The organism is Carnimonas bestiolae, from assembly GCF_051251145.1.
In the GTDB taxonomy this organism is placed as follows: domain Bacteria; phylum Pseudomonadota; class Gammaproteobacteria; order Pseudomonadales; family Halomonadaceae; genus Carnimonas; species Carnimonas bestiolae.
This window is the reverse complement of record NZ_JBPCZK010000002.1, coordinates 23662-43852: the sequence shown is the minus strand read 5'-3', so window position 1 is coordinate 43852 and position 20191 is coordinate 23662. Positions and strand designations below refer to the sequence as shown.

Genomic DNA, 20191 nt, shown 5'->3' with positions numbered 1-20191 from the left:
GCGAATGGCATTTAAGAAGTGAGGTCAGGAGGCATCATGAGCGATGTAGCACACATATATATCGTCGACGACGACCGAGCGATTCGCTGGGTACTAGAACGCACTCTGGCGCAGCCTGATTTTGTCGTGCACAGCTTCGAACGCGCTGATGATGCGTTAGAGGCCATCGATCGACAGCCGCCTGATGTGTTGGTGACTGATATTCGCATGCCGGGCATGGACGGTCTGACGCTGATGGAACGCGTGCGCCAGCAGGTCAGCAGCGTGGCAGTTATCGTAATGACGGCTCATTCCGATTTGGACAGTGCTGTCGCTTCCTATCAGGGCGGTGCCTTTGAGTATTTGCCCAAGCCCTTCGACGTCGATGAAGCGCTATCGCTGGTTCAGCGTGCCGTAGCGCATGTGCGCGAGAGCAACGTGCCTGCACAGCAGCCGGAAGGCATCTCTACCGAGATTATTGGCGAAGCGCCTGCGATGCAGGAGGTCTTTCGCGCGATTGGCCGACTCTCGCACTCCAACATTACGGTGATGATCAACGGTGAATCGGGCACCGGCAAGGAGCGCGTGGCGCGCGCACTGCATCAGCACAGCCCGCGTGAGCGAGGCCCTTTTATCGCGCTGAACATGGCGGCTATTCCGAAAGAGCTGATGGAATCCGAGCTGTTTGGTCATGAAAAGGGCGCGTTTACCGGTGCCAGCGCGCAGCGGCGCGGACGCTTCGAGCAGGCGGATGGTGGCACGCTGTTTCTTGATGAAATAGGCGATATGCCGGCTGATACCCAAACGCGGCTGTTGAGGGTGCTGTCGGACGGTGAATTTTATCGTGTTGGTGGTCATACGCCGGTCAAAACCGACGTGCGCATTATTGCCGCCACCCATCAGGATCTGGAGAAGCTGGTCGAGGACGGCCGTTTCCGCGAGGATCTGTTTCATCGCCTCAACGTGATTCGCGTGCGCTTGCCGCGCTTGGCCGAGCGGCGCGAGGATATTCCGCGGCTAACTCGGCACTTTCTGGCGGCAGCAGCAGACGAGCTTGCTGCCGAGCCCAAAGTGCTGACGCCGGAAGCAGAGCAGCATTTGTCGTCGCTGCCGTGGCCGGGCAACGTAAGGCAGTTGGAAAACACCTGTCGATGGTTAACGGTAATGGCTTCCGGACGTGAGGTGCTGATTGCTGATTTACCGCCAGAGCTGCGCCAAACCACCCCGAGCGAGCGAGCAGAGGTGCCGGCTGACGATTGGCGTGGTGCCTTCCGTGCCTGGGCCGATCGCGCGCTAAGTGCGGGCCACACGCAGTTGCTCGGCGAAGCAACGCCGGATTTCGAGCGCATTTTGATCGAAACGGCACTGAAGCATACCGGCGGTCGCAAGGGCGATGCCGCGGAGCTGTTGGGGTGGGGAAGGAACACGCTAACGCGCAAGCTGAAGGTATTGCTGCCTGAATTTGCCGACGTTGAATAAATTTTGGCTTCTTCGGGAACTCAAGCCAAGCGCAAGCGTCTCACTAAGTGGGAAGGCAATCTTCCCTGTTCCCTTGCATGATCCCTGATTCGCCCACCTTATTGGTGGGCTTTTTTGTATGTCTTAATGGCGTCATAGAAATGCGGTACGAATCCTCGTAACGCGCTTACTTCGGCTATATTGGATCGCGCTTCCAGTGCTGTTTGATTGACAGCCAGGGTAGCGCTATGTGCGCGACTTACTGCCCCGTGAACCTGCTAATGATATTGATGCTGTACGCGGCTGGTTCAGTGCTTTAAGGTTCGAGTAATTATTTAACCGTAACTACGAAATTTGACGAATGTCTTCTGCTGCAGTTGCCGCACCTTCTTCTTTCATTTACTGGAAGCGCAATCTCACGATTAGCGTGTTCGGTGCTTTCACTTCCATCATCGCGATGACGCTGTTGATCCCGCTGTTGCCCGCATATATCAAGGAGCTGGGGATCAGCGATAGAGCACTGATCAGTCAGTGGTCGGGTATCGCTTACGGCGCCACCTTCCTCTCCGCTGCACTGGTAGCGCCGCTATGGGGGCGGCTGTCGGATCGTTTTGGGCGCAAACTGATGCTGGTGCGTGCCAGCCTCGGCATGACCATCGTCATGGCAATGATGGGTTTTGCGCACAATGTGTGGGAGCTGGTCGCGCTACGATTGCTGGTCGGTCTGGCGGGCGGCTACTCCTCTGGCGCCAACACGCTGGTAGCCACACAAACGCCTGAAAACCGCACTGGCTGGGCGCTGGGGCTGCTAAGCGCGGGCATTTTGACCGGTAACCTGGTTGGCCCCTTGGTGGGCGGGTTCTTGCCGTCAGTCATCGGGATTCGCGGTACCTTTATGGTTGCCGCGGGGCTTATCTTCATCACCTTCCTGACCACGCTGTTTGGCATGCAGGAAGATCGCGATGGTATTAACGAGCGACGCCGCGATCAGGCGGCCAATAAGGGCGGGTGGCGGCGAATCGAGCATCGCTGGTTGTTGGCGGCCATGTTGGTGAGCGGCTTTTTGATGATGGTCGCCAACATGTCGATTGAGCCTATCGTGGCACTTTACGTAGGCCACTTTGTCGAGCCTGAAGCGGTTCTTCCCACGTCCGGTATTGTGATGGCGGCCACTGCGTGTGGCGGTGTGTTCTCGGCTATTTGGCTGGGGCGCTTTGCTGACAGATCAAGCGTTGGTCCGTGGTGGACGATCGTGTTCTGCCTTGCCGCCGGTGCCTTCCTGATGCTTCCGCAAGCCTTTGTGACCGCTGCCTGGCAACTGATAGTGCTACGCTTCTTGATGGGGCTCGCATTGGGCGGGCTGCTGCCGTGCCTGTCATCGATGATTCGCCGCCATGTGCCGGCCTCCATGGCGGGCAGCGTGCTCGGGGCCTCGGTATCGGTGCTGTATATCGGTCAGGTGCTGGGCCCATTGGCCGGTGGCTACATAGGCGGACATTTAAGCATGCAGGCGGTGTTCATTCTTTCGTGCGTATTGATGTCACTCGGCGTGCTCTTCAACATGGTGGCCATGCGCCGCCATCGTCCTGCCTGAAAGTGATGGTCGTCAACGCTCATCGGTGTGCAGTGTTGCAGTGTGCGGCGCTCTGTAGAAATCTGGTCAGTCATTCGGGAGCGAGCACTAGCCATGTCAGATTCATCCAATCAGCCGAGCGCTGATTCCTCGAAGTGCTTGCATGTCGGGCTGATTCCAGCACCTGAGCTGCCCGAAAAGGTGGCTCGAGAGTGTATCGACGAGTTGCGCAACCTACTGCATTGGCACGTCGATAGCAGCGCCGAGTGGCAGGTCGATCTGGTCACCGATCCGCTGGTGGGCGCAGGCGGAGCCACCTCTGAAGTGATTGATAAGGCAGCCAGTATTCGCCAGCGCGAGCATTGGGACTATGTGGTCTGCATTACCGATCTACCGCTGTTTCGCGACGGTTGTATTGCGGTTGCGGAAGCCAGTGATCAGCGCGGTGTTGCGGTTATCTCACAGCCAACGCTAGGCATCTCGCCGCTGCGTAGTCGCATGCGCGAGGCCATTTTGCATTTGGTGAGCGAAATGCACTGGGGAGCGGGTAGCGAAGATCGCGATCAGCAGCAGCAGCGTATGAAGGAGCGTGAGTCCGTGCGCCGCGAGCATGGGTTGCGCAACAATGATTCGCGCTCGCTGCTGGGCTCGCGCCTGGCCGAGACGCTGGTGCCGCTCAAGCGTGTTACCTGTACCCATGGTAGCGAGGGCGTTGACGTACGTTTTCTATTCACGTCGGCGTGGCGCGGCTACGCGCGTTTGTTGGGTGGAATGGTGCGTGCTAACCGGCCTTGGTCGATGATGCCCGCGTTTCGCCATATTTTTGCGGTAGCGTTCGGTACCGGTGCCTACGGGCTGATTTTTACCACGCTGTGGATTCTCAGCAACGAGTATTCGCTGGCCCGCTTTATCGTGCTGATGCTGGCAGCAATTGGCTCCATGGTGGGCTGGCTAATTATCGATCACGGCCTGTGGGAGCCTCAGCAATACACCCATGGCAAGGTGACCACGCGGCTGTATAACGCGACCACGGTGCTATCGCTAAGCGTTGGCGTGTGCATCTACTTCGTTATTCTCTACTGCCTGTTTTTGGCGGCGGTGGTGGTGTTTGTGCCGGCCGGTTTCATGGCCGAAACCCTCAGCGAGCCAGTGGGGTGGTCCAACTTCATGCTACTGGCGTGGCTAGCCACCTCGGTGGCTACCTTTGCAGGTGCGTTGGGTGCTGGGCTAGAAAGTGAAGAAGCCGTGCGTAACGCAACCTACGGCTACCGTCAGCGCCAGCGTCATAGTCGCGTTGAAAAACTGCAGGAACAGCAAGAGCAGCAAGAGCAAGAATAACGTTCTGCTGTCGTGATGCGCCTCGGCCAGCTTCAGCTTAGGACGTTGCGCCTCTAGGCCGCTACACTAGGCGCGTTTCGATTACCCAAATCTGGCAGCCGTTGCTGCCGCTGTGGAGCCACCCATGAGTCAGATGCAATGGTCCCGCCTGCTAGCACCCACTCGCTTATCAGATCGCCGTAAGGGAGCGGTCGATGAAGTGGGCCGCAGCCCTTTCCATAAAGACCATGATCGCATCATCTTTGCTGGCTCGTTCCGGCGTCTGGGCAGAAAAACCCAGGTGCACCCGCTTGCCGAAAACGATCATATCCACACCCGTTTGAGTCATTCTCTCGAAGTGGGCTGCGTAGGACGGTCGCTGGGGATGATGGTCGCTGAGCGCTTGAGCGCCAACATGCCTGAGCACATAACGCCGGCCGATTTGGGGGTGATCGTTCAGGCCGCGTGTCTGGCCCACGACATCGGTAATCCACCGTTTGGGCATGCCGGCGAATACGCCATCCGCGATTGGTTCCGCGCAGCACGCGAGCGAACACCTGAGCTCTTTAACGGGCTCAGCGACGCGCAAATGGAAGATTTGCTCACCTATGAAGGTAACGCTCAGGGCTTTCGTGTCGTTACCCAAATCGAATACAACCAGTTTAGCGGTGGCATGCGGTTGACTGCCGCAACGCTTGGGGCGCTGCTCAAGTATCCATGGACAGTAGAGCACGCGCTGGAAGGCGGTAAGTTCGGCGCGTATCAGTCGGAGCGCGAGCTGTTGGCCCAGGTGGCTGAAAAGGTAGGACTCACACGTCAGTCGTCCGAAGTATCGGCCTGGAGCCGACATCCTCTGGCCTATCTCGTCGAGGCCGCCGATGACATCTGCTATGCGCTGCTCGATCTCGAGGATGGCGTCGAGATGGATATCCTGAGCTTTGACGAGGTGGCCGAGGTCTTGGGCCAGATTGCTGGACTGTCGGCGCAGGATGAGTTCTTCACCGATCTGGCACGCATGAAGGCCGAAGGCGTATCGCGGCGCCGGCGCATGGCGATGATGCGTGGGGTGGCGATGGATCGAGCCGTTATCGAGGTCGTCGACGCCTTTGTCAGCAATGAGCAGCAGCTGCTTGAGGGCACCTTGAGCGGTGATTTACTGCGCTATTGTCAGGAGCATCTGCGCGCGGGGGTCGCGCGTGCCAAACAGATGGCGCGTGAGCGCATCTTCAAGAATGCGCGCAAGGCAAAGCTGGAAATCGGTGCCTACACCACTCTGGGTACGTTGCTCGAAGCCTTTATTGGTGCGGCATACGAACTTCATTCCACAGGCACCACCAACTACAAGCACCAGCGCGTGCTGATGTTGATCGGTGAGAACACGCCTGAGCCGTCGTGGGATCTCTACGCCAGCTATCGTCGCATGCTCGATTTCATTGGCGGTATGACCGATCACTATGCGGTCGATTTAGCGCAGGAAATGGGCGGGCGTCTACGCGGCGATTAACGCGACTCGTGTGTTTGGCCGTCGTATCGTTGCGGCCTCTCTCAAGGCGGAAGGGGCTCGCAAGGGCATGTCGTGCTGTCAGGCGTCGCTCGTTGGTACGGTCGTGCAGCAAAAAGCGCTTTCCGGCGTAGGGCTCGGAAAGCGCTTTTTAGTGGTTAACCAAGGCCGTTCAGGCAGTGCCAGCCGTTACTTATGCTGACACCGCCGTGCACGGGTTAGTCGTGAGTGCGGCGATGCTCGCGACGTGCTTCTCGTCGTTCGCGTCGTGCGACCTTCTCTTCAGCGCGAGTTTCGAAGTAGTGCTCGCCCTTGTTGGCATCGTAGCTACCGTCCCATTTGGCGATAACAATTGCAGCAAGCGCATTGCCGACTACGTTCAGCGCGGTGCGTGCCATATCCATGATGCGGTCGACACCGGCGATAAACGCAAGTCCTTCGAGCGGTATCCCTACGCTACCCAGCGTTGCCAGCAGTACCACAAAGGATACCCCCGGTACCCCTGCAATACCCTTCGACGTTACCATCAGCGTGACTACCAGCGTAATCTGCTGACCAATGCTGAGATCAATCCCATAAAGCTGCGCCAGGAAGATTGCCGCGATGCTTTGATAGAGCGTCGAGCCATCCAGGTTGAACGAATAGCCGGTCGGAATAACGAAGCTGGTAATCGCCTTGGGCGCACCAAAGTCTTCCATTTTCTTCATGATTCGCGGCAGTACGGTTTCCGAACTGGACGTGGAGTAGGCCAACAGCAGCTCGTCCTTTAGGATGCGAATCAAGGTAAAGATGTTGATGCCGCACACGCGTGCAATACCACCCAGTATCACCAGCGCGAAAAACAGAATGGCTGCGTACACCAGCGCCACCAGTTTGATCAGCGGTATCAGCGATGAGAAGCCGAAGTTGGCGACCGTGACGGCAATCAGCGCGAACACCCCAATCGGTGCATAGCGCATGATCATGTTGGTAACACGGAACATCGCTTCGGAAGTGCCGCGCATGATGGTCAGGAATGGATCGCGCAGCTCATTGGGCAGACCGGCCAGCCCCAGCCCGAACAGCACTGAGAAGAAGATAATGGCGATCATGTCACCATTGGCGAGCGCGGCCACCACGTTGGTAGGAATCAGGCTCAACAGCGTGTCGGCAAAGCCGTGTCCCTGTTCGACTTCCTTGGTGGTTTCCGTGTAGCTCGAGATATCCACCGTCGATAGCGACGACATATCGATGCCCGAACCGGGGTGGAAGAGATTGGCCAGCAATAGACCTATCACGATGGCGATGGTGGTAATGACTTCGAAGTAGAGAATGGTGCGTAGACCTATTCTTCCCAGCTTCTTGGCGTCGCCCATGCCGGCAATACCGACAATAAGCGATGAAATAACAATCGGCACCACGATCATTTTAATCAAGCGAATGAAAATATCGCCGGCGGGCTGCAAAATGGAACCCACTGCCCAGTCACGGGTTTCAGGGTGATTATGCAGCAGCGCTCCGAGCACAATGCCCAGAATCAAACCAATCAGAATTTGCCAGGCAAGTCCTGGTGCCTTTATGCGTTTTGTTGCCATAAACAGCTATCTCTATATGCGGGAAAGGAGGGAGGCGAGTACGCCAAATTATTTGTAGTTGTTAGAGGCTTCATCCTACACGAGGGTGGCTATTTGTACATTTATTCCAAAGAAGAAGATGCTTAAGCCTTAATGAGGTGATAGAGAACACGTAACGCGGGAACGATAAGTGATGATGAGGAGGGCTGTCGGATAAAGAGCAAACGACGTGAAGATGGAACAAATATCGTCCATTCAGTTGCGTCGAAATCCGCCTTTTGGCGTACATTAGTCGAATTTGCTCTTGTGTGAAACTCTCCATGCGCTCTATGCTGAAGTCAATTGGAAGTTATTTTTTCCAAAAAACAACGAGAGTGAGAGTTGCCATGCCATCGAGTTCACCAGTGGTCAGCGTTCCTGATAGCGTTTCGAACGAACAGCAAGCGCCTGAGCCGGCAGCCGGTTTCGCGCAAGAAGTGGCTCGCTATCTAGAGCTTCACCCCGACACCGTTCATGTTGATCTATTGCTCGCCGATCTAAACGGCATTTTTCGCGGTAAGCGACTACCGGTGGATGCGGTCAAGAAACTGGTCGATGGCTGTTATTTACCTTCGTCAATCTTTGCCATGGACCTGCTGGGCAATGTGGTCGAGAAAACTGGACTCGGCCTCGATGCCGGTGAACCTGATCTGCTGTGTAAACCGGTACTGGGCACGCTGGTGCCGGTCGCCACGGATCCCGATCACAACGCGCAGCTGTTATTGACCATGCTCGAAGAAGACGGCTCAGCCCATCGTCACGAGCCACGCAATGTGCTGGCGAACGTATGGCAGCAACTGAAGGATCGCGGACTACACCCAGTGGTGGCCGTTGAGCTTGAATTCTATCTGCTAGACCGGCAGCGTTCCGACGATGGCGAGCTGCAGCCGCCCTGTTCTCCTACCACGCACGAACGCAGTGAGCAGGCGCAGGTATATTCGCTCGACAACCTCGACGAGTTTTCCTGCGTGCTCGAAGAGATTGATCGATTGGCCGCCGAGCAAGGGCTTGCGGCTGAAGGAGCCGTCGCTGAAGCCTCACCCGGTCAGTTCGAGATTAATCTGCACCATTCCCAGAACATATTGAAAGCCTGCGACGACGCGCTAATGCTCAAGCGTCTGATTCGTCAGGTAGCCGAGCGACATGGACTACAGGCTACCTTCATGGCCAAGCCGTACAGCGAGCATGCGGGTAACGGCATGCATATCCATATCAGTCTAGTGGATGATGCCGGCAATAATGTTTTGAGTGATGACGATCTCGAGAATACTCGCGTAATGGAGCAGGCGCTGTCCGGTATGTTGGCGTTAATGCCGGATTCGATGGCACTGTTCGCGCCTAACGTAAACTCCTACCGTCGCTTCCAGCCGGGCATGTATGTCTCAACGCAGGCGAGTTGGGGGTATAACAACCGCACCGTAGCACTGCGTATTCCTCGCAGTGGGCAGCGCGATTACCGCATCGAGCATCGCGTTGCTGGAGCTGATGCCAACCCTTATCTGGTGGTAGCGGCGTTGGTGGCGTCGGTGCTGTATGGGCTGGATAACGCTTTGCCCTTGCCTGCCCCTATTGAAGGTAATGGCCTCGATAGCCCCGGAATTCCGCTGCCTATCAGGGAGGGCGACGCATTGGCGCGATTGGCGCAAAGCTCGGCGCTTGCGCAGTACCTCGGCGAGTCGTTCATCGAAAGCTATCGCCTGTGCAAGGAAGATGAGCTGAACCGCTTCGAACGTGAGATTACCGATCTCGAATTGGACTGGCTCTTGAAGCTTGCCTGATTGAGCGCTTGGTCGCGTAGAAAGCAAGCGATGGCCGTTCTCTCTAGCCGCTGGTAGTCACCAGCGGCTTTCTTGTGTCCGCGAAATCGTGCCCGCAAAGTGAACTATTTCCGCTGTAATCGCTCTTTCCATACAGGCGGGCGCGCTGAGGAAAACCGTGGCGGCATCGTAAAGCGGGCAACGAACTTTTTGCGGTGATGCGTTTTGGTGTCGCTGAATCGCGTCCATACGGTGGGCATAATTGCAGCGCAGTGCCTTTTTTGTGCTGCTCAAGTTGCGTAATAATGTCACTATGCTGAGCTGAATGGCGGTACGAATCGTTCAGGTTAGCTAGCAGCGACCGAGTAGCCGGGTTTCTGCAGCTGCATTGATGGAAGACTCACCATGCGCTTAACAGAGCCGCCACTTTGTAGCGCGCACGCCGTCGATGCCTCGCAGTTTGCACTGCATGTGCGGTAATTTTTCGAAGGATAAGGGAAGGTTTCATGCCCTATCGGAACAAGCTGACGCTTAATGATTTAGCCGCGCGGCTGAATGTTTCCGTAACGACCATATCGAATGCGTTCAATCGTCCCGATCAGTTGTCGGCCTCGCTGCGCGAGCGCATTCTCGATCAGGCCGCTGCTCTTGGTTACGCCGGGCCCGATGAAACCGCCCGCAGTCTGCGCACTGGCAAGACCAATGTGATTGGCGTGGTGCTTCCTGAGTCGCTGCGTTTTTGCTTCGACGATCCGGTGGCCAACCGTTTTCTCGCTGGAGTGGGCGGCGTGCTGGATCGCTACGGCTATCGCATGGTGCTGCTGCCAGAAGCATCGCTGTCAGAGGGCGGCCGCTATCCCGCGGTAGACGGCGTCATTATCACCGGCTTGGCACGCGATATAGGCGTCGCCGAAAACTTCAGGCAGCGTGATATTCCCGCGGTCTCCGTCGAAGTCGAATTCGGTGAGCTGCCCAGCGTGATGATCGATGATTATTCGACGACCTACGCTATCACGCGCTGGGCGTTGGCCAATACCCCGCGCGAATTTTCACCCCTCATTCTCTCGTTCAACCTGCATCGCTGCCAGGAAGGTCCAGAGTTACAGCAGTTCCGCCGCCTGAACGCCATGCATAAGGCGCTTGGCGAAGCTGGTTTTTCTCCGCAGCAAGTGCCGATCATCGATGTCAGTGTACGTACTCGTGACCGAATTCCTTCTCAGCTAGCGCAGTGCATCGATCAACATCAGCCGCGCTTGTTGCTGTGCATGAGTGATTCCTTGGCCCTTGAAGCCCTGCGTTTGGCTGAGCGCATGGGCGTTACGGTTCCCGAGCAACTGCGGTTGGTTGGCTTTGACGGCACCAGTGAAGGGCAGGGGCGCTTTCCTTGCTTGACCACCGTGTATCAGGATAGCCGTGCCAAGGGCGAAATTGCCGCCAATATGGTGCTAGGCAAGGATACCCGGCGGCGAGTCGTGCTGGCAGGAACGCTGATTTACGGCGATACCTGCCCCGCTAGCTAAACAGCGGGCAGGCTGGCAAAGGCAATTAAGACGCCGCCGCGCGAGCAATGTTATCTGCCGTTGTTACTTGGGCGCATTGCTTCGCGCAGCGGGGCTCGCCAGAGCCACAATCACGATGGACGACAGCAGCAGCGCAACGAAGGCCAGCCGCAAGCCCACCGCGTGGGAGAGAAAGCCGAGCATCGGCGGGCCGCCCATCATGCTGACGTAGCCCATCATGGCGACTGACGAGATAGCCTGAGAGGGCTCCATATCGGGTGTTTTGCCTGCCAGGCCAATCAAGCAGGGGAACAGTGACGCCATACCTAGTCCTGCCAGCACGAAGCCAACCAACGACGTAATCGGGGTGGCGAATATCACTGCAATGGCGAGCCCGATAATACCAAGCGCGCCGCCCACCTGTAGCGCCAGCCGTGGCCCAGCGGCATCGATCCACTTGTCACCTAAGAGGCGGCCCACCGCCATCGAGCCGGTAAATACCGCTAGTCCCAATGCCGCAAAGCCGGTAGAGGAGCCCGCTTCTGTCAGGAACAGCGATGACCAATCGGCCATCGAGCCTTCAACAAACACCGTCGCAGCCGCAATGCCGCCGACTAGCCACAGCCGCCCTTTAGGAATCACGAACAGCGGGCCTTTAGCGCTTTGCTGGCGTGGTTGCGGTTTGATCAGCAGTCGTTTGCTGACCAGGATTCCCACAAACAGCAGCGCCGCGATGATGGTGAGGTGGTAGGCGGGAATCAGCCCAATACTGGCCAGCGCGCCGCCGCTGAGTGAGCCGATCATGCCGCCAAGGCTGAAGATGCCGTGAAACGATGACATAATCGACCGCCGGTAGCGGCGCTCAAGACTCGAGGCCTGATCGTTCATCGAGATGTTCATTAGCCCCATGCCTGCCCCAAACACTAGCAGCGCACCGCCCAGCGTGTACGGGTTGGGCGACCAGCCAATCAGCACCAGCGACAACACAATCAGATAGGCGCCAATACGCGTAGTACGGCGGCTGCCGAAGGCACCAATCAGATAGCTGGATAGCAGCGTCAGTCCCAGTGAGCCTACCACTGGACACAGCAGTAGCAGGCCAATTTGTGCATCGTTGATCGCCAGGGTGCGGCGGATATCGGGCAAGCGCACGGCCCAGTTCGACATCGCTAGCCCCGACAGCGCGAAGAAAAAGGCGATGGACGCTCGGCGGTAAGGGCTCGACGTGCTTTGCTGAGGCTCTTGCGGCGCATCGGAGTGATCCGTCACGGCGTCATACGAAGAAGAGTGTGTATCGGACACGGTCGCCAGATTCCTTGAAAACAAGACGCTGAAGTATGGCAAGCATCTGTGCGGTCGTTGCGCCGCAGTTTCGCGTTGTCATGGTCAATTTACGCCTAAGCATGGCTGCCATGTCTAGGCAATGTCGCAAAGGGGCGACGCGGCTGCAACTGTAATGGCGCTCATTGATTATATGAAAAGCGCATTCGCACAGGCTCATTAGAGCGTTATTTTGCACTGATAGGACAGCAAGATGAACAAGAAGCACACGAAGAAAATCGCCCTGGCGGTAGTGTGGGTGTTGGTATTGATAGTATGGACGCTGTGGAACCAGTACGGTGAGCACTCTTCGCCGTCCTCTCATCACGGCGGTGGTAAGCAGCAGGCAGAGTCTTCATCGGCGGGTGGAGACACGCCTTTGGATTTTGCGGCGGTCAACGACTTCACGCTGGCCATCAGCTGGCAGCCGGGTTTTTGCGATAGCCGCAAGCAGCGCCCCGAGTGCCGTCACAGCAGCACTACGCTCGCATTGCACGGCTTTTGGCCCGGTGTGCCGAAGGAGTTGGCGCAGCGTGGGGTTAATCGTCATACCTGGAACAGTGAGGGCTGCTTCGCTGTCGATCATCAGCATAGCGGCAGCTTCTGCTCATTCTCCAAGCCCGAGCTGCAACGCAGCACTTCCTCAGCATTGGCGAAAGCAATGCCCGGTGAGCAGAGCTGTCTTGATCGTCATGAATATGCGAAGCATGGGGCGTGTTTCAATATCTCTGCTGACCAATATTTTGGCCACGCGATCAAGCTCTTCGATGCGGTGAACGACAGCCGCTTCGGCCAATGGCTTGCCGATCACCGTGGTCAGCAGGTGGCGCGTCAGGACATCCTTTCTACCTTTGGTTCCACCTTTCACACCAGCAGCAAAGCGCTGATGCTGATGTGCGATCGCGATGACCGTCTGACTGAGCTGCGCATCGGTATCAATGGCAACCAGTTGGACAACTTCCCCGCCAGCAATAGCTTCGGCAAGGCGGGTAACGGTCGCTGCGGGCAAAATGTGAGCTTGTGAGATGCAGGTTCTGAATAGCTGCCACGCGTAAGCGGCACGCTGAATAGCATACTAATCTCGACCCGGCGAGGTTGATATCGGTGCTATTGGCAGCCGGGGAAGATCGGCCAGCGCCAGAAGGCTCTCTATGTGAATGAAAAACCCCAGCGTCTCCGATATCGGAGACGCTGGGGTTTTCTGCTAGCGGGGTATTAGCACCAGTTGGACGGCGCTTTCAGGCGCGCCTTGGGTGAGCGCAGGAACAGCTTCACGCTCTACATAGCGAAGCTTGCCATCAATTACGAGGCTGCCTTTAAGTGCGTAATGGTGGCTGGTGTCGATGCCGTTGTGGTCGTACATCAGCTCGAAGTGTTCAGGCCAGGTACCGGTAACGCGCTGTTGGGTCACCGCGACGCGGCTGCCGCCGTCATCCTGATCGACCAGCGACAAATGAATCTGGCCCTGCTGTACCTTGGATGAGTCGGATAGCCCCACCGTACCATTGAGGGTTTGCCAGTCGGGACCACCCGTGAAGGGCATCCAGGAGCATCCGCTCAGTAAGCCTAGCGTGCCAGCGAGCAGTAGCGTGCGGAAGTGAGCGGGGCGAATCATCGGGTGCATAGCAATGTCCATTCGAATATCAAAAGAGGGGGCGCCGAGGGCGGTCTGACAGGGCTACTACTCAGCCGCCTGCCAGTTTTACCTTGAAACCTTGTGCTTCAAGCAGCGCCTTAGCGGTGTCACGATGATCGCCCTGGATTTCAATAATGTATCCTTTCAGCGAACCGCCGCTGCCGCAGCGTTTCTTAAGCGTTGCCGCGAGCGATTTAAGTTCTTCTTCGGCAAGCGGCACGCCTTCGATGGTGGTAACACCCTTACCTTTGCGGCCAGAGGTTTCACGACGGATGCGCACGATGCCGTCGAGTTCAGCAAGTCGCTGCTGATCCTGCGCCTGACGCTGCTGATCCGCTTCGTTTTCGCGCAGATCGCCTTGCTCGGTGGAGTACACAGGGCGCGACCCGAAGTGGCCCTGCAACTGATCCTTTAACGATGACATCTGAGTTACCTGCTAAATGTATGCCGATGAGCATATCAGTGGCGGTAATGGAATAAAAACAGTAGCAGAACAGTCTTTACTTTGTGCGTGACGGTACTCCATGTTTAAGTGGTTTAACTGTCGCTGGCGCTGTGCAGTACGCGCCTTGGGCTGAATGCCCGAAGCCTATTGTCGATGCCGTGACGCATTTTCTTCGCACCATCTAACGAGGCAACGCTATGTCGGAACGTCATCCGCAGTATCCCGCCGATGCGCTATTTGTAAATCGCTGGTCACCGCGCTCGCTTACTGGCGAAGCCATCGACGACCAGACGTTGTTCACGCTGTTCGAAGCAGCGCGTTGGGCACCTTCCGCTTTCAACGTTCAGCCGTGGCGATTCTCTTATGCCAAGAAGGGTAGCGAGAGCTTTAACACCTACCTCGATTTTTTGATTGAGTTTAACCAGAGCTGGGCAAAAAATGCGTCGGCGCTGATTGTGGTACTGGCCAAAAAAATCACCATCACTTCGCAGGCGGAAGTCGAGTTTCCAAGCTATGCCTTCGACACCGGCGCCGCTTGGGCGAGTCTTGCCCTTCAGGCAAAAAAGCTGGGGTGGGTAACGCACGGCATGACCGGCATCAATAAGGAAAAAATCGCGGCCACTCTCAAGGTGCCGGAAACCTACTCGGTGGAAGCGGTCATTGCCGTGGGCAAGCGCGGCGATAAGGCGGAGCTACCCGAAGGGCTGCAAGCCAAGGAAGCGCCCAGCGATCGTCGCCCGATCGAAGAAACGATTTTCGAAGGCATTGGTTTCAAGGAATAAGCCACCAGCGCGACGTCCTGCGCACTCGCGATTCCCTCGGCAGTGTATGGTGCCGGGGGAATTTTTTGCTTATCGAAAATATGCGTATTTGACGACGGGCGCTAGCGTACACTGCCTGCGTGAGCCGTGAGCCGTGAGCCGTGAGCCGTGAGCCGTGAGCCGTGAGCCGTGAGCCGTGAGCCGTGAGCCGTGAGCCGTGAGCCGTGAGCCGTGAGCCGTGAGCCGTGCATTGCACTCAATAAAAATTCACTGCTGGTGATGGCGAGAGGCGGCTGTATCTCGTTTGGCGGTGGAAGGAGAGAAGCATGAAGGGAAAAAGCATGATGGGCGCGCTTATCACGGTTGGACTGCAACGCGCATTGAAGGCCGTGCTGCTATGTCCATTGCTGGCGGGAGCGTCCTATGCCGCTACCACTGCACCTGTCAAGATTATCACCGCACAGGGGACGCAGAAGGTAACCGCAGAAATCGCTGAGACGCCGGAACAGCGCGAGCTGGGATTGATGAATCGCAGCAAGCTTGCCGATGCTCATGGCATGCTGTTTAGCTATCTCGGCCACGAGCAGCCTGCGGGCAACGGCTACTGGATGTATCGCACGCTGATCCCCTTGGATATTGCGTTCATAGACCGTCACGGTGTGATCACTCGTACCTTCACAATGCCGCCATGTCGAGCCTCGAAGGCGCAAGAGTGCCCGATTTTTCGCCCTGATGTGCCCTATGTCGCGGCGCTTGAGATGGCCGGCGGCTATTTCGCCGAGCATCGAATTGGAGCGGGGGATCGCGTAGTTCTGCCTGCTAAATGATCGCCCTTGCGGCGGTGCCGTGGTGAGCTGCGGCAGGGTTTGGTAGTATGCGCAGGTTTTTCTGAGGTCACTCTGAAGCCTTGAAAGGTTGCGGAGGGATCACTCGCTTTGTCGTCGCGCTATTGCAGTGGAATCCCCATGTCGCAAAACGAATCACTAAAACGCCACTTGAAAGTGCGCCACATTCGCTTCATGGCGTTAGGCTCAGCCATTGGCACCGGGCTTTTCTATGGCTCCTCTGACGCCATCAGGCTGGCCGGCCCTGCGGTACTGCTTGCCTATATGGTGGCCGGAGCAGCGGTGTTCGTGGTGATGCGTGCACTTGGGGAAATGGCCGTGCACCATCCGGTTGCCGGGTCGTTCGGGCGCTACGCCAGCGATTATCTGGGGCCCTTCGCCGGTTTTGTAACGGGGTGGACCTACTGTTTCGAGATGGTAATCGTCGCCATTGCCGATGTGACCGCCTTCGGTTTTTACATGAGCAGTTGGTTTCCCGAGGTGGCGCGCTGGGTGTGGGTGCTCTCGGTGGTGTTCTTCATCGCCGCGCTCAACCTGCTCAGTGTTCGAGTGTTCGGCGAACTGGAAGTGTGGCTATCGGCGCTCAAGGTGGCGGCCATTATTGCCATGATAGCGGCGGGGTGTGCAGTCATTGTGTGGGGCGTGGGAACGGCCGACGGCGTGCCCACCGGTATTTCCAATTTGTGGCAGCATGGCGGGCTTTTACCCTTTGGTTGGGAAGGCGTGCTGCTAGCGCTGCCGCTTGCGATGTTCTCATTTGGCGGCATCGAGGTGATCGGGATTACCGCGGGAGAAACCGACAATCCGCGCAAGGCGTTGCCCAAGGCGATCAATTCGGTCCCGTTCAGAATCCTGATCTTCTACGTGGGCACGCTGTTTGTGCTGATGTCGGTGCAACCGTGGCAGCAGATAGGCTCGGGCGGCAGCCCCTTTGTGGGCATGTTTGAGCATCTGGGAATTGGCTGGGCGGCCATCGCTTTCAACGTGATTGTGATTAGCGCGTCGCTGTCGGCAATCAACAGTGATGTCTTCGGTGCCGGTCGCATGATGTACGATCTGAGCCGTCAGCGGCAGGCACCGCGTTCGTTTCAATCGATTTCTTCCGCGGGAATACCCTGGGTCACGGTGGTCGCGATGGCATTCGCGCTACTGGTCGGCGTGCTGCTGAATTACCTGATTCCTGACCGCGTATTCGAAGTGATCGCTTCTTTGGCTACCTTCGCGACACTATGGGTGTGGATGGCCATTCTGGTGGCTCACATGTCGATGCGGCGTCGCCTGAGTGCCGATGAACGCAAGCAGCTGGCATTTCCGTTGTTCCTGTATCCGGCCAGTTCGATCTTCGCACTGCTGTTTATGGTACTGGCCATTGTGCTGATTGGTTATTCCGCTGATACGCGCATAGCGCTTTATGCGGGCATTGGCTGGCTGGTGCTGCTGGGCGTTGCGTGGAAATTGATGGCGGCATCCAGAAGCAGGCAGTGAGCTCGCAGTGTGGCTGTCACGGCTGGCCGAGGTGCGCACGGCCCCTGTAGGTGAGCACGCTTAGCCGTTGTCTTGCGCGATACGCAGCAGTTCTTGCTACCATAGCGCGGAATAGTGCGTCCCGCGCGGCCAAGGGCTGTGGCCTTTTGGGTCGAGCATGGGGCGGGCTAGCCGGAAGTAACAGCATTAGCGGTGGCGGTAACGGTAACCAATAGCCCCGCCGAACGATTATTTACAGATATAGTATAACGTTGTCTTTTATGACCTCTGACTCTCAACATTCGCAGCGGCAGCGCCGCACAGCGCCCAGCGGCAAGCCCATTTCAGTGCTTACGCTGTCGGTAGTGGCGCGTTCTCTGGCGGCTATCGTGCTGTGTTTACCGCTATGGCTAGCCGTTTACTGGGCGGTGCAACTGCCATGAGTGAGGCATTGGTAACGCTCGATAATCTCACCGTGAAGCGCGGTGGGCGGGCAGTGCTGAGCGGCATTCACGGCAGCTTCGAACGCGGCAGCATGACGGCGATAATGGGTGCTAACGGCGCGGGTAAATCGACCCTGCTCAAAAGCATGATGGGCCTGCTGCCCAGCGCTCAAGGTAGCATCGTGCGCACACCGCATGATCTGGATATCGCCTATTTGCCACAGCAAGCAGCCATTGATCACTCTTTTCCCGTCAGCGTGGGCGAAGTGGTGGCCATGGGCGCCTGGCAGCGCGTGGGCGGCTTTGGTGCTCTCAAGCAGCGCGAGTGGCGGCGTCAGGTGGCCGACGCGCTCCATCGGGTAGGCTTCGACGATATCAGCAAGCGCTCGATTGGCGCATTGTCCACGGGGCAGTTTCAGCGGGTGCTGTTTGCTCGTCTGCTGCTGCAAGATGCCGACATGGTGCTGCTCGATGAGCCTTTCGCCGGTGTTGATGCTGCAACAACTCGTGATTTGCTGGCGCTGGTGTGTGAGTGGCATCAGCAGGGCCGCACCATTGTCGCAGTGCTACACGATATCAATCAGGTAATGCGCCATTTCCCCGCCACGCTGCTGCTGGCGGGGCGCCAGATCGCCTGGGGTAGCAGTGAGCAAGTGCTCAGCACCGAGCACCTCCAGCAAGCGCTGGGTATGAGCGGTGGCATTGGACAGAGTGAAGGAAACCGCTTGTGATTGATTGGCTCGACCAAACGCTGTGGATGCCCTTCACCGATTTCGGTTTTATGCGGCGCGCGCTGATCGCGGGGTTTGCCCTCAGCATCAGCGCAGGGCCGGTGGGCGTGCTGCTGCTGCTGCGGCGCATGAGCCTGATGGGGGACGCGCTTAGCCACGCGGTACTGCCGGGTGCGGCAATTGGTTATCTGATTGCGGGGCTATCGCTGTGGGCGATGGGCATCGGTGGCCTGGTGGCGGGGCTGCTGGTAGCCATGCTGGCCGGTTTTACCAGCCGTCGCAGCCGCTTGCGTGAAGATGCCTCCTTCGCCGGCTTTTATCTTATATCGCTGGCCGGCGGGGTAATGATCGTATCGCTGCGCGGCTCAAGCATCGACCTGCTGCATGTGCTGTTCGGCACCATCCTGGCCATCGATGCCCCCACGCTTTATCTAATTGCGGGCATCAGCTCGATAACGCTGCTGATGCTGGCGGTCATCTATCGGCCGTTGGTGATGGAATGCTTCGATCCAGAGTTCCTGCGCGCCGTTAAAGGCCGCGGTGGCTGGGCACATCATGTGTTCTTATTGCTGGTCGTGCTTAACCTGATCGCAGGCTTCCAGTCGCTTGGTACCCTGATGGCGGTAGGCATGATGATGTTGCCCGCACTGGTGGCCCGGCTATGGACATCGGCGCTGGGCAGCATGCTGCTGCTGTCGGTGCTGGTCGGCTGTGCTGCTTCCCTTATCGGGCTGGTGGTGTCGTTCAATGCCGGCATCGCCTCTGGTCCTGCTATCGTACTGTCGGCAGGCGTTTTCTACCTGGTATCGCTGGTAATCGCTCCGGGTGGACTGTTGGGGCGTCATCATCGGTAGGGCGATTATTACCAGCGCGGGCTTGCGTCTTCAATAAGAATGTTATTTCATAACATTCTTAATCCAAGCTTTACATGAGTGATGATCACGGTGATGAGAAACTTCTTTCTTTCCCTGGTAGTGGCGGGCGCGGCGCTGGTGGCGAGTATTGGCTCTGCTAACGCAGCGCCGCTCAACGTTGTCGCGTCGTTTTCGGTATTGGGCGATGTCGTCAAGCAGGTGGGCGGTGACCGCGTAAAAGTCAGCTCGCTGGTACCCGCCGACGGTGATCCTCACGAGTTCGAACCTACGCCACGTGATGCCGGTCGTCTGAATAACGCTGATCTGGTGTTTCTTAGCGGCTTTGGTCTAGAAGGCTGGCTCGATAGGCTAGTGACGGCCTCGGGCTACAAGTCGCACGCCATCACCGTGTCGGAAGGTATCAAGCCGATCAAGGCTGCGGAAGAAGACGATGATCAGCATCGCCATGGCGGCACCGATCCTCATGTGTGGAACAACGTGTCGAACGTGAAGCTGTGGGTAAACAACATTGAGCAAGCGCTGGAGAAGAAAGATCCGGCCGGCGCAGAGACCTACAAAGCCAATGCCACGCGCTACCGCCGCCAGTTGGATCAGCTCGACAGTGATATTCGTAGCGCTATCAAGAGTGTTCCCAAGGCGCAGCGCAAGGTGCTGACCTCGCACGATGCGCTGGGGTATTACGGCCATGCTTATGGCGTTAATTTCCTGTCGCCGCAAGGCCTTTCTACGTCTTCCGAAGCGTCGGCACGCGATGTGGCAGCGCTTATCAGCCAGATAAAGCGTGAACACATTAGCGCCTACTTCTTCGAGAACGCCAATGATCCTCGCTTGGTGACCCAGATAGCCGCCGCTACCGGTGCCAAGCCCAGCGGAGAGCTTTATGTAGAATCGCTCTCTTCCGCTAAGGGCCCCGCTGCCGACTATCTCTCGATGATGCGCTACAACACCGCTCAGATGGTGGCCGCCATGAAGGGCGACCACCACTAATACGCGGA

At 57.4% G+C, this 20191-nt stretch carries 18 protein-coding genes; 14 read left to right on the top strand and 4 right to left on the bottom strand.

Features of this window, described 5'->3' with window-relative positions:
* Nucleotides 1–36: 36 nt before the first annotated feature.
* From ntrC to R84865_RS03565, 4 genes are all read left to right on the top strand, one after another.
* Nucleotides 37–1458: a nitrogen regulation protein NR(I) gene (gene ntrC / locus R84865_RS03580; RefSeq protein ID WP_435632798.1), complete on the top strand. Its 1422-nt coding sequence runs from the start codon at nucleotides 37–39 to the stop codon at nucleotides 1456–1458.
* A 340-nt stretch (nucleotides 1459–1798) separates the two neighbouring features.
* Complete coding sequence (locus R84865_RS03575; RefSeq protein ID WP_435632797.1) at nucleotides 1799–3031, top strand: MFS transporter; 1233 nt, start codon at nucleotides 1799–1801, stop codon at nucleotides 3029–3031.
* Nucleotides 3032–3124: 93 nt separating this feature from the next.
* A complete protein-coding gene (locus R84865_RS03570; RefSeq protein WP_435638852.1) occupies nucleotides 3125–4348 on the top strand; it encodes a hypothetical protein in 1224 nt (407 codons plus the stop codon).
* Between the two features lie 124 nt (nucleotides 4349–4472).
* The gene (locus R84865_RS03565; RefSeq protein WP_435638851.1) at nucleotides 4473–5831 is read left to right on the top strand and encodes a deoxyguanosinetriphosphate triphosphohydrolase; all 1359 of its coding nucleotides are present in this window, start codon (nucleotides 4473–4475) and stop codon (nucleotides 5829–5831) included.
* Nucleotides 5832–6046: 215 nt separating this feature from the next.
* Here R84865_RS03565 and gltP read toward each other — a convergent pair whose 3' ends face one another.
* Nucleotides 6047–7402 (bottom strand): glutamate/aspartate:proton symporter GltP, encoded by a 1356-nt coding sequence (gene gltP, locus R84865_RS03560; protein ID WP_435638850.1) that lies wholly within the window; start codon nucleotides 7400–7402, stop codon nucleotides 6047–6049.
* 365 nt (nucleotides 7403–7767) lie between these two features.
* On the opposite strand from gltP, the gene R84865_RS03555 reads away from it, so the two are divergent.
* On the top strand, nucleotides 7768–9198 hold the full coding sequence (locus tag R84865_RS03555) for a glutamine synthetase family protein (RefSeq protein WP_435632793.1): 1431 nt from the start codon (nucleotides 7768–7770) through the stop codon (nucleotides 9196–9198).
* 485 nt (nucleotides 9199–9683) lie between these two features.
* Nucleotides 9684–10697, top strand: coding sequence for a LacI family DNA-binding transcriptional regulator (locus R84865_RS03550; protein WP_435638849.1), 1014 nt, complete (start codon nucleotides 9684–9686; stop codon nucleotides 10695–10697).
* Between the two features lie 63 nt (nucleotides 10698–10760).
* On the opposite strand, the gene R84865_RS03545 is transcribed toward R84865_RS03550, so the two are convergent.
* Complete coding sequence (locus R84865_RS03545; protein ID WP_435637829.1) at nucleotides 10761–11978, bottom strand: MFS transporter; 1218 nt, start codon at nucleotides 11976–11978, stop codon at nucleotides 10761–10763.
* Nucleotides 11979–12210: 232 nt separating this feature from the next.
* Here R84865_RS03545 and R84865_RS03540 point away from each other — a divergent pair, with 232 nt between their 5' ends.
* The gene (locus R84865_RS03540) at nucleotides 12211–13020 is read left to right on the top strand and encodes a ribonuclease T2 family protein (RefSeq protein ID WP_435638848.1); all 810 of its coding nucleotides are present in this window, start codon (nucleotides 12211–12213) and stop codon (nucleotides 13018–13020) included.
* 180 nt (nucleotides 13021–13200) lie between these two features.
* Here R84865_RS03540 and R84865_RS03535 read toward each other — a convergent pair whose 3' ends face one another.
* Together R84865_RS03535 and R84865_RS03530 are read right to left on the bottom strand one after the other, a co-directional pair.
* Nucleotides 13201–13632, bottom strand: a complete 432-nt coding sequence (locus R84865_RS03535; protein WP_435638847.1) for a YbaY family lipoprotein — start codon at nucleotides 13630–13632, stop codon at nucleotides 13201–13203.
* A gap of 49 nt (nucleotides 13633–13681) precedes the next feature.
* Nucleotides 13682–14056, bottom strand: coding sequence for a translation initiation factor (locus R84865_RS03530; RefSeq protein WP_435632787.1), 375 nt, complete (start codon nucleotides 14054–14056; stop codon nucleotides 13682–13684).
* 218 nt (nucleotides 14057–14274) lie between these two features.
* On the opposite strand from R84865_RS03530, the gene R84865_RS03525 reads away from it, so the two are divergent.
* From R84865_RS03525 to R84865_RS03495, 7 genes are all read left to right on the top strand, one after another.
* Nucleotides 14275–14859: a nitroreductase family protein gene (locus R84865_RS03525; protein WP_435638846.1), complete on the top strand. Its 585-nt coding sequence runs from the start codon at nucleotides 14275–14277 to the stop codon at nucleotides 14857–14859.
* A 305-nt stretch (nucleotides 14860–15164) separates the two neighbouring features.
* Nucleotides 15165–15665, top strand: a complete 501-nt coding sequence (locus R84865_RS03520) for a DUF192 domain-containing protein (protein WP_435638845.1) — start codon at nucleotides 15165–15167, stop codon at nucleotides 15663–15665.
* Nucleotides 15666–15803: 138 nt separating this feature from the next.
* Complete coding sequence (locus R84865_RS03515; RefSeq protein ID WP_435632784.1) at nucleotides 15804–17168, top strand: amino acid permease; 1365 nt, start codon at nucleotides 15804–15806, stop codon at nucleotides 17166–17168.
* A 260-nt stretch (nucleotides 17169–17428) separates the two neighbouring features.
* Entirely contained in the window at nucleotides 17429–17590 is a 162-nt protein-coding gene (locus R84865_RS03510) for a hypothetical protein (RefSeq protein WP_435632783.1), read from the top strand.
* Nucleotides 17587–18321, top strand: coding sequence for a metal ABC transporter ATP-binding protein (locus R84865_RS03505; protein WP_435638844.1), 735 nt, complete (start codon nucleotides 17587–17589; stop codon nucleotides 18319–18321). Before R84865_RS03510 ends, R84865_RS03505 begins: the two co-directional genes overlap by 4 nt.
* Nucleotides 18318–19175: a metal ABC transporter permease gene (locus tag R84865_RS03500; RefSeq protein WP_435638843.1), complete on the top strand. Its 858-nt coding sequence runs from the start codon at nucleotides 18318–18320 to the stop codon at nucleotides 19173–19175. The genes R84865_RS03505 and R84865_RS03500 overlap by 4 nt, the downstream gene beginning before the upstream one ends.
* Nucleotides 19176–19268: 93 nt before the next feature.
* Nucleotides 19269–20183 (top strand): metal ABC transporter substrate-binding protein, encoded by a 915-nt coding sequence (locus tag R84865_RS03495; protein ID WP_435638842.1) that lies wholly within the window; start codon nucleotides 19269–19271, stop codon nucleotides 20181–20183.
* Nucleotides 20184–20191 lie beyond the last annotated feature (8 nt).

Coding starts and splice junctions, on each gene's coding strand:
- ntrC (WP_435632798.1), top strand. CDS start 37: ATGAGCGATGTAGCACACATATATATCGTCGACGACGACCGAGCGATT.
- R84865_RS03575 (WP_435632797.1), top strand. CDS start 1,799: ATGTCTTCTGCTGCAGTTGCCGCACCTTCTTCTTTCATTTACTGGAAG.
- R84865_RS03570 (WP_435638852.1), top strand. CDS start 3,125: ATGTCAGATTCATCCAATCAGCCGAGCGCTGATTCCTCGAAGTGCTTG.
- R84865_RS03565 (WP_435638851.1), top strand. CDS start 4,473: ATGAGTCAGATGCAATGGTCCCGCCTGCTAGCACCCACTCGCTTATCA.
- gltP (WP_435638850.1), bottom strand. CDS start 7,402: ATGGCAACAAAACGCATAAAGGCACCAGGACTTGCCTGGCAAATTCTG.
- R84865_RS03555 (WP_435632793.1), top strand. CDS start 7,768: ATGCCATCGAGTTCACCAGTGGTCAGCGTTCCTGATAGCGTTTCGAAC.
- R84865_RS03550 (WP_435638849.1), top strand. CDS start 9,684: ATGCCCTATCGGAACAAGCTGACGCTTAATGATTTAGCCGCGCGGCTG.
- R84865_RS03540 (WP_435638848.1), top strand. CDS start 12,211: ATGAACAAGAAGCACACGAAGAAAATCGCCCTGGCGGTAGTGTGGGTG.
- R84865_RS03535 (WP_435638847.1), bottom strand. CDS start 13,632: ATGGACATTGCTATGCACCCGATGATTCGCCCCGCTCACTTCCGCACG.
- R84865_RS03530 (WP_435632787.1), bottom strand. CDS start 14,056: ATGTCATCGTTAAAGGATCAGTTGCAGGGCCACTTCGGGTCGCGCCCT.
- R84865_RS03525 (WP_435638846.1), top strand. CDS start 14,275: ATGTCGGAACGTCATCCGCAGTATCCCGCCGATGCGCTATTTGTAAAT.
- R84865_RS03520 (WP_435638845.1), top strand. CDS start 15,165: ATGAAGGGAAAAAGCATGATGGGCGCGCTTATCACGGTTGGACTGCAA.
- R84865_RS03515 (WP_435632784.1), top strand. CDS start 15,804: ATGTCGCAAAACGAATCACTAAAACGCCACTTGAAAGTGCGCCACATT.
- R84865_RS03510 (WP_435632783.1), top strand. CDS start 17,429: ATGACCTCTGACTCTCAACATTCGCAGCGGCAGCGCCGCACAGCGCCC.
- R84865_RS03505 (WP_435638844.1), top strand. CDS start 17,587: ATGAGTGAGGCATTGGTAACGCTCGATAATCTCACCGTGAAGCGCGGT.
- R84865_RS03495 (WP_435638842.1), top strand. CDS start 19,269: ATGAGAAACTTCTTTCTTTCCCTGGTAGTGGCGGGCGCGGCGCTGGTG.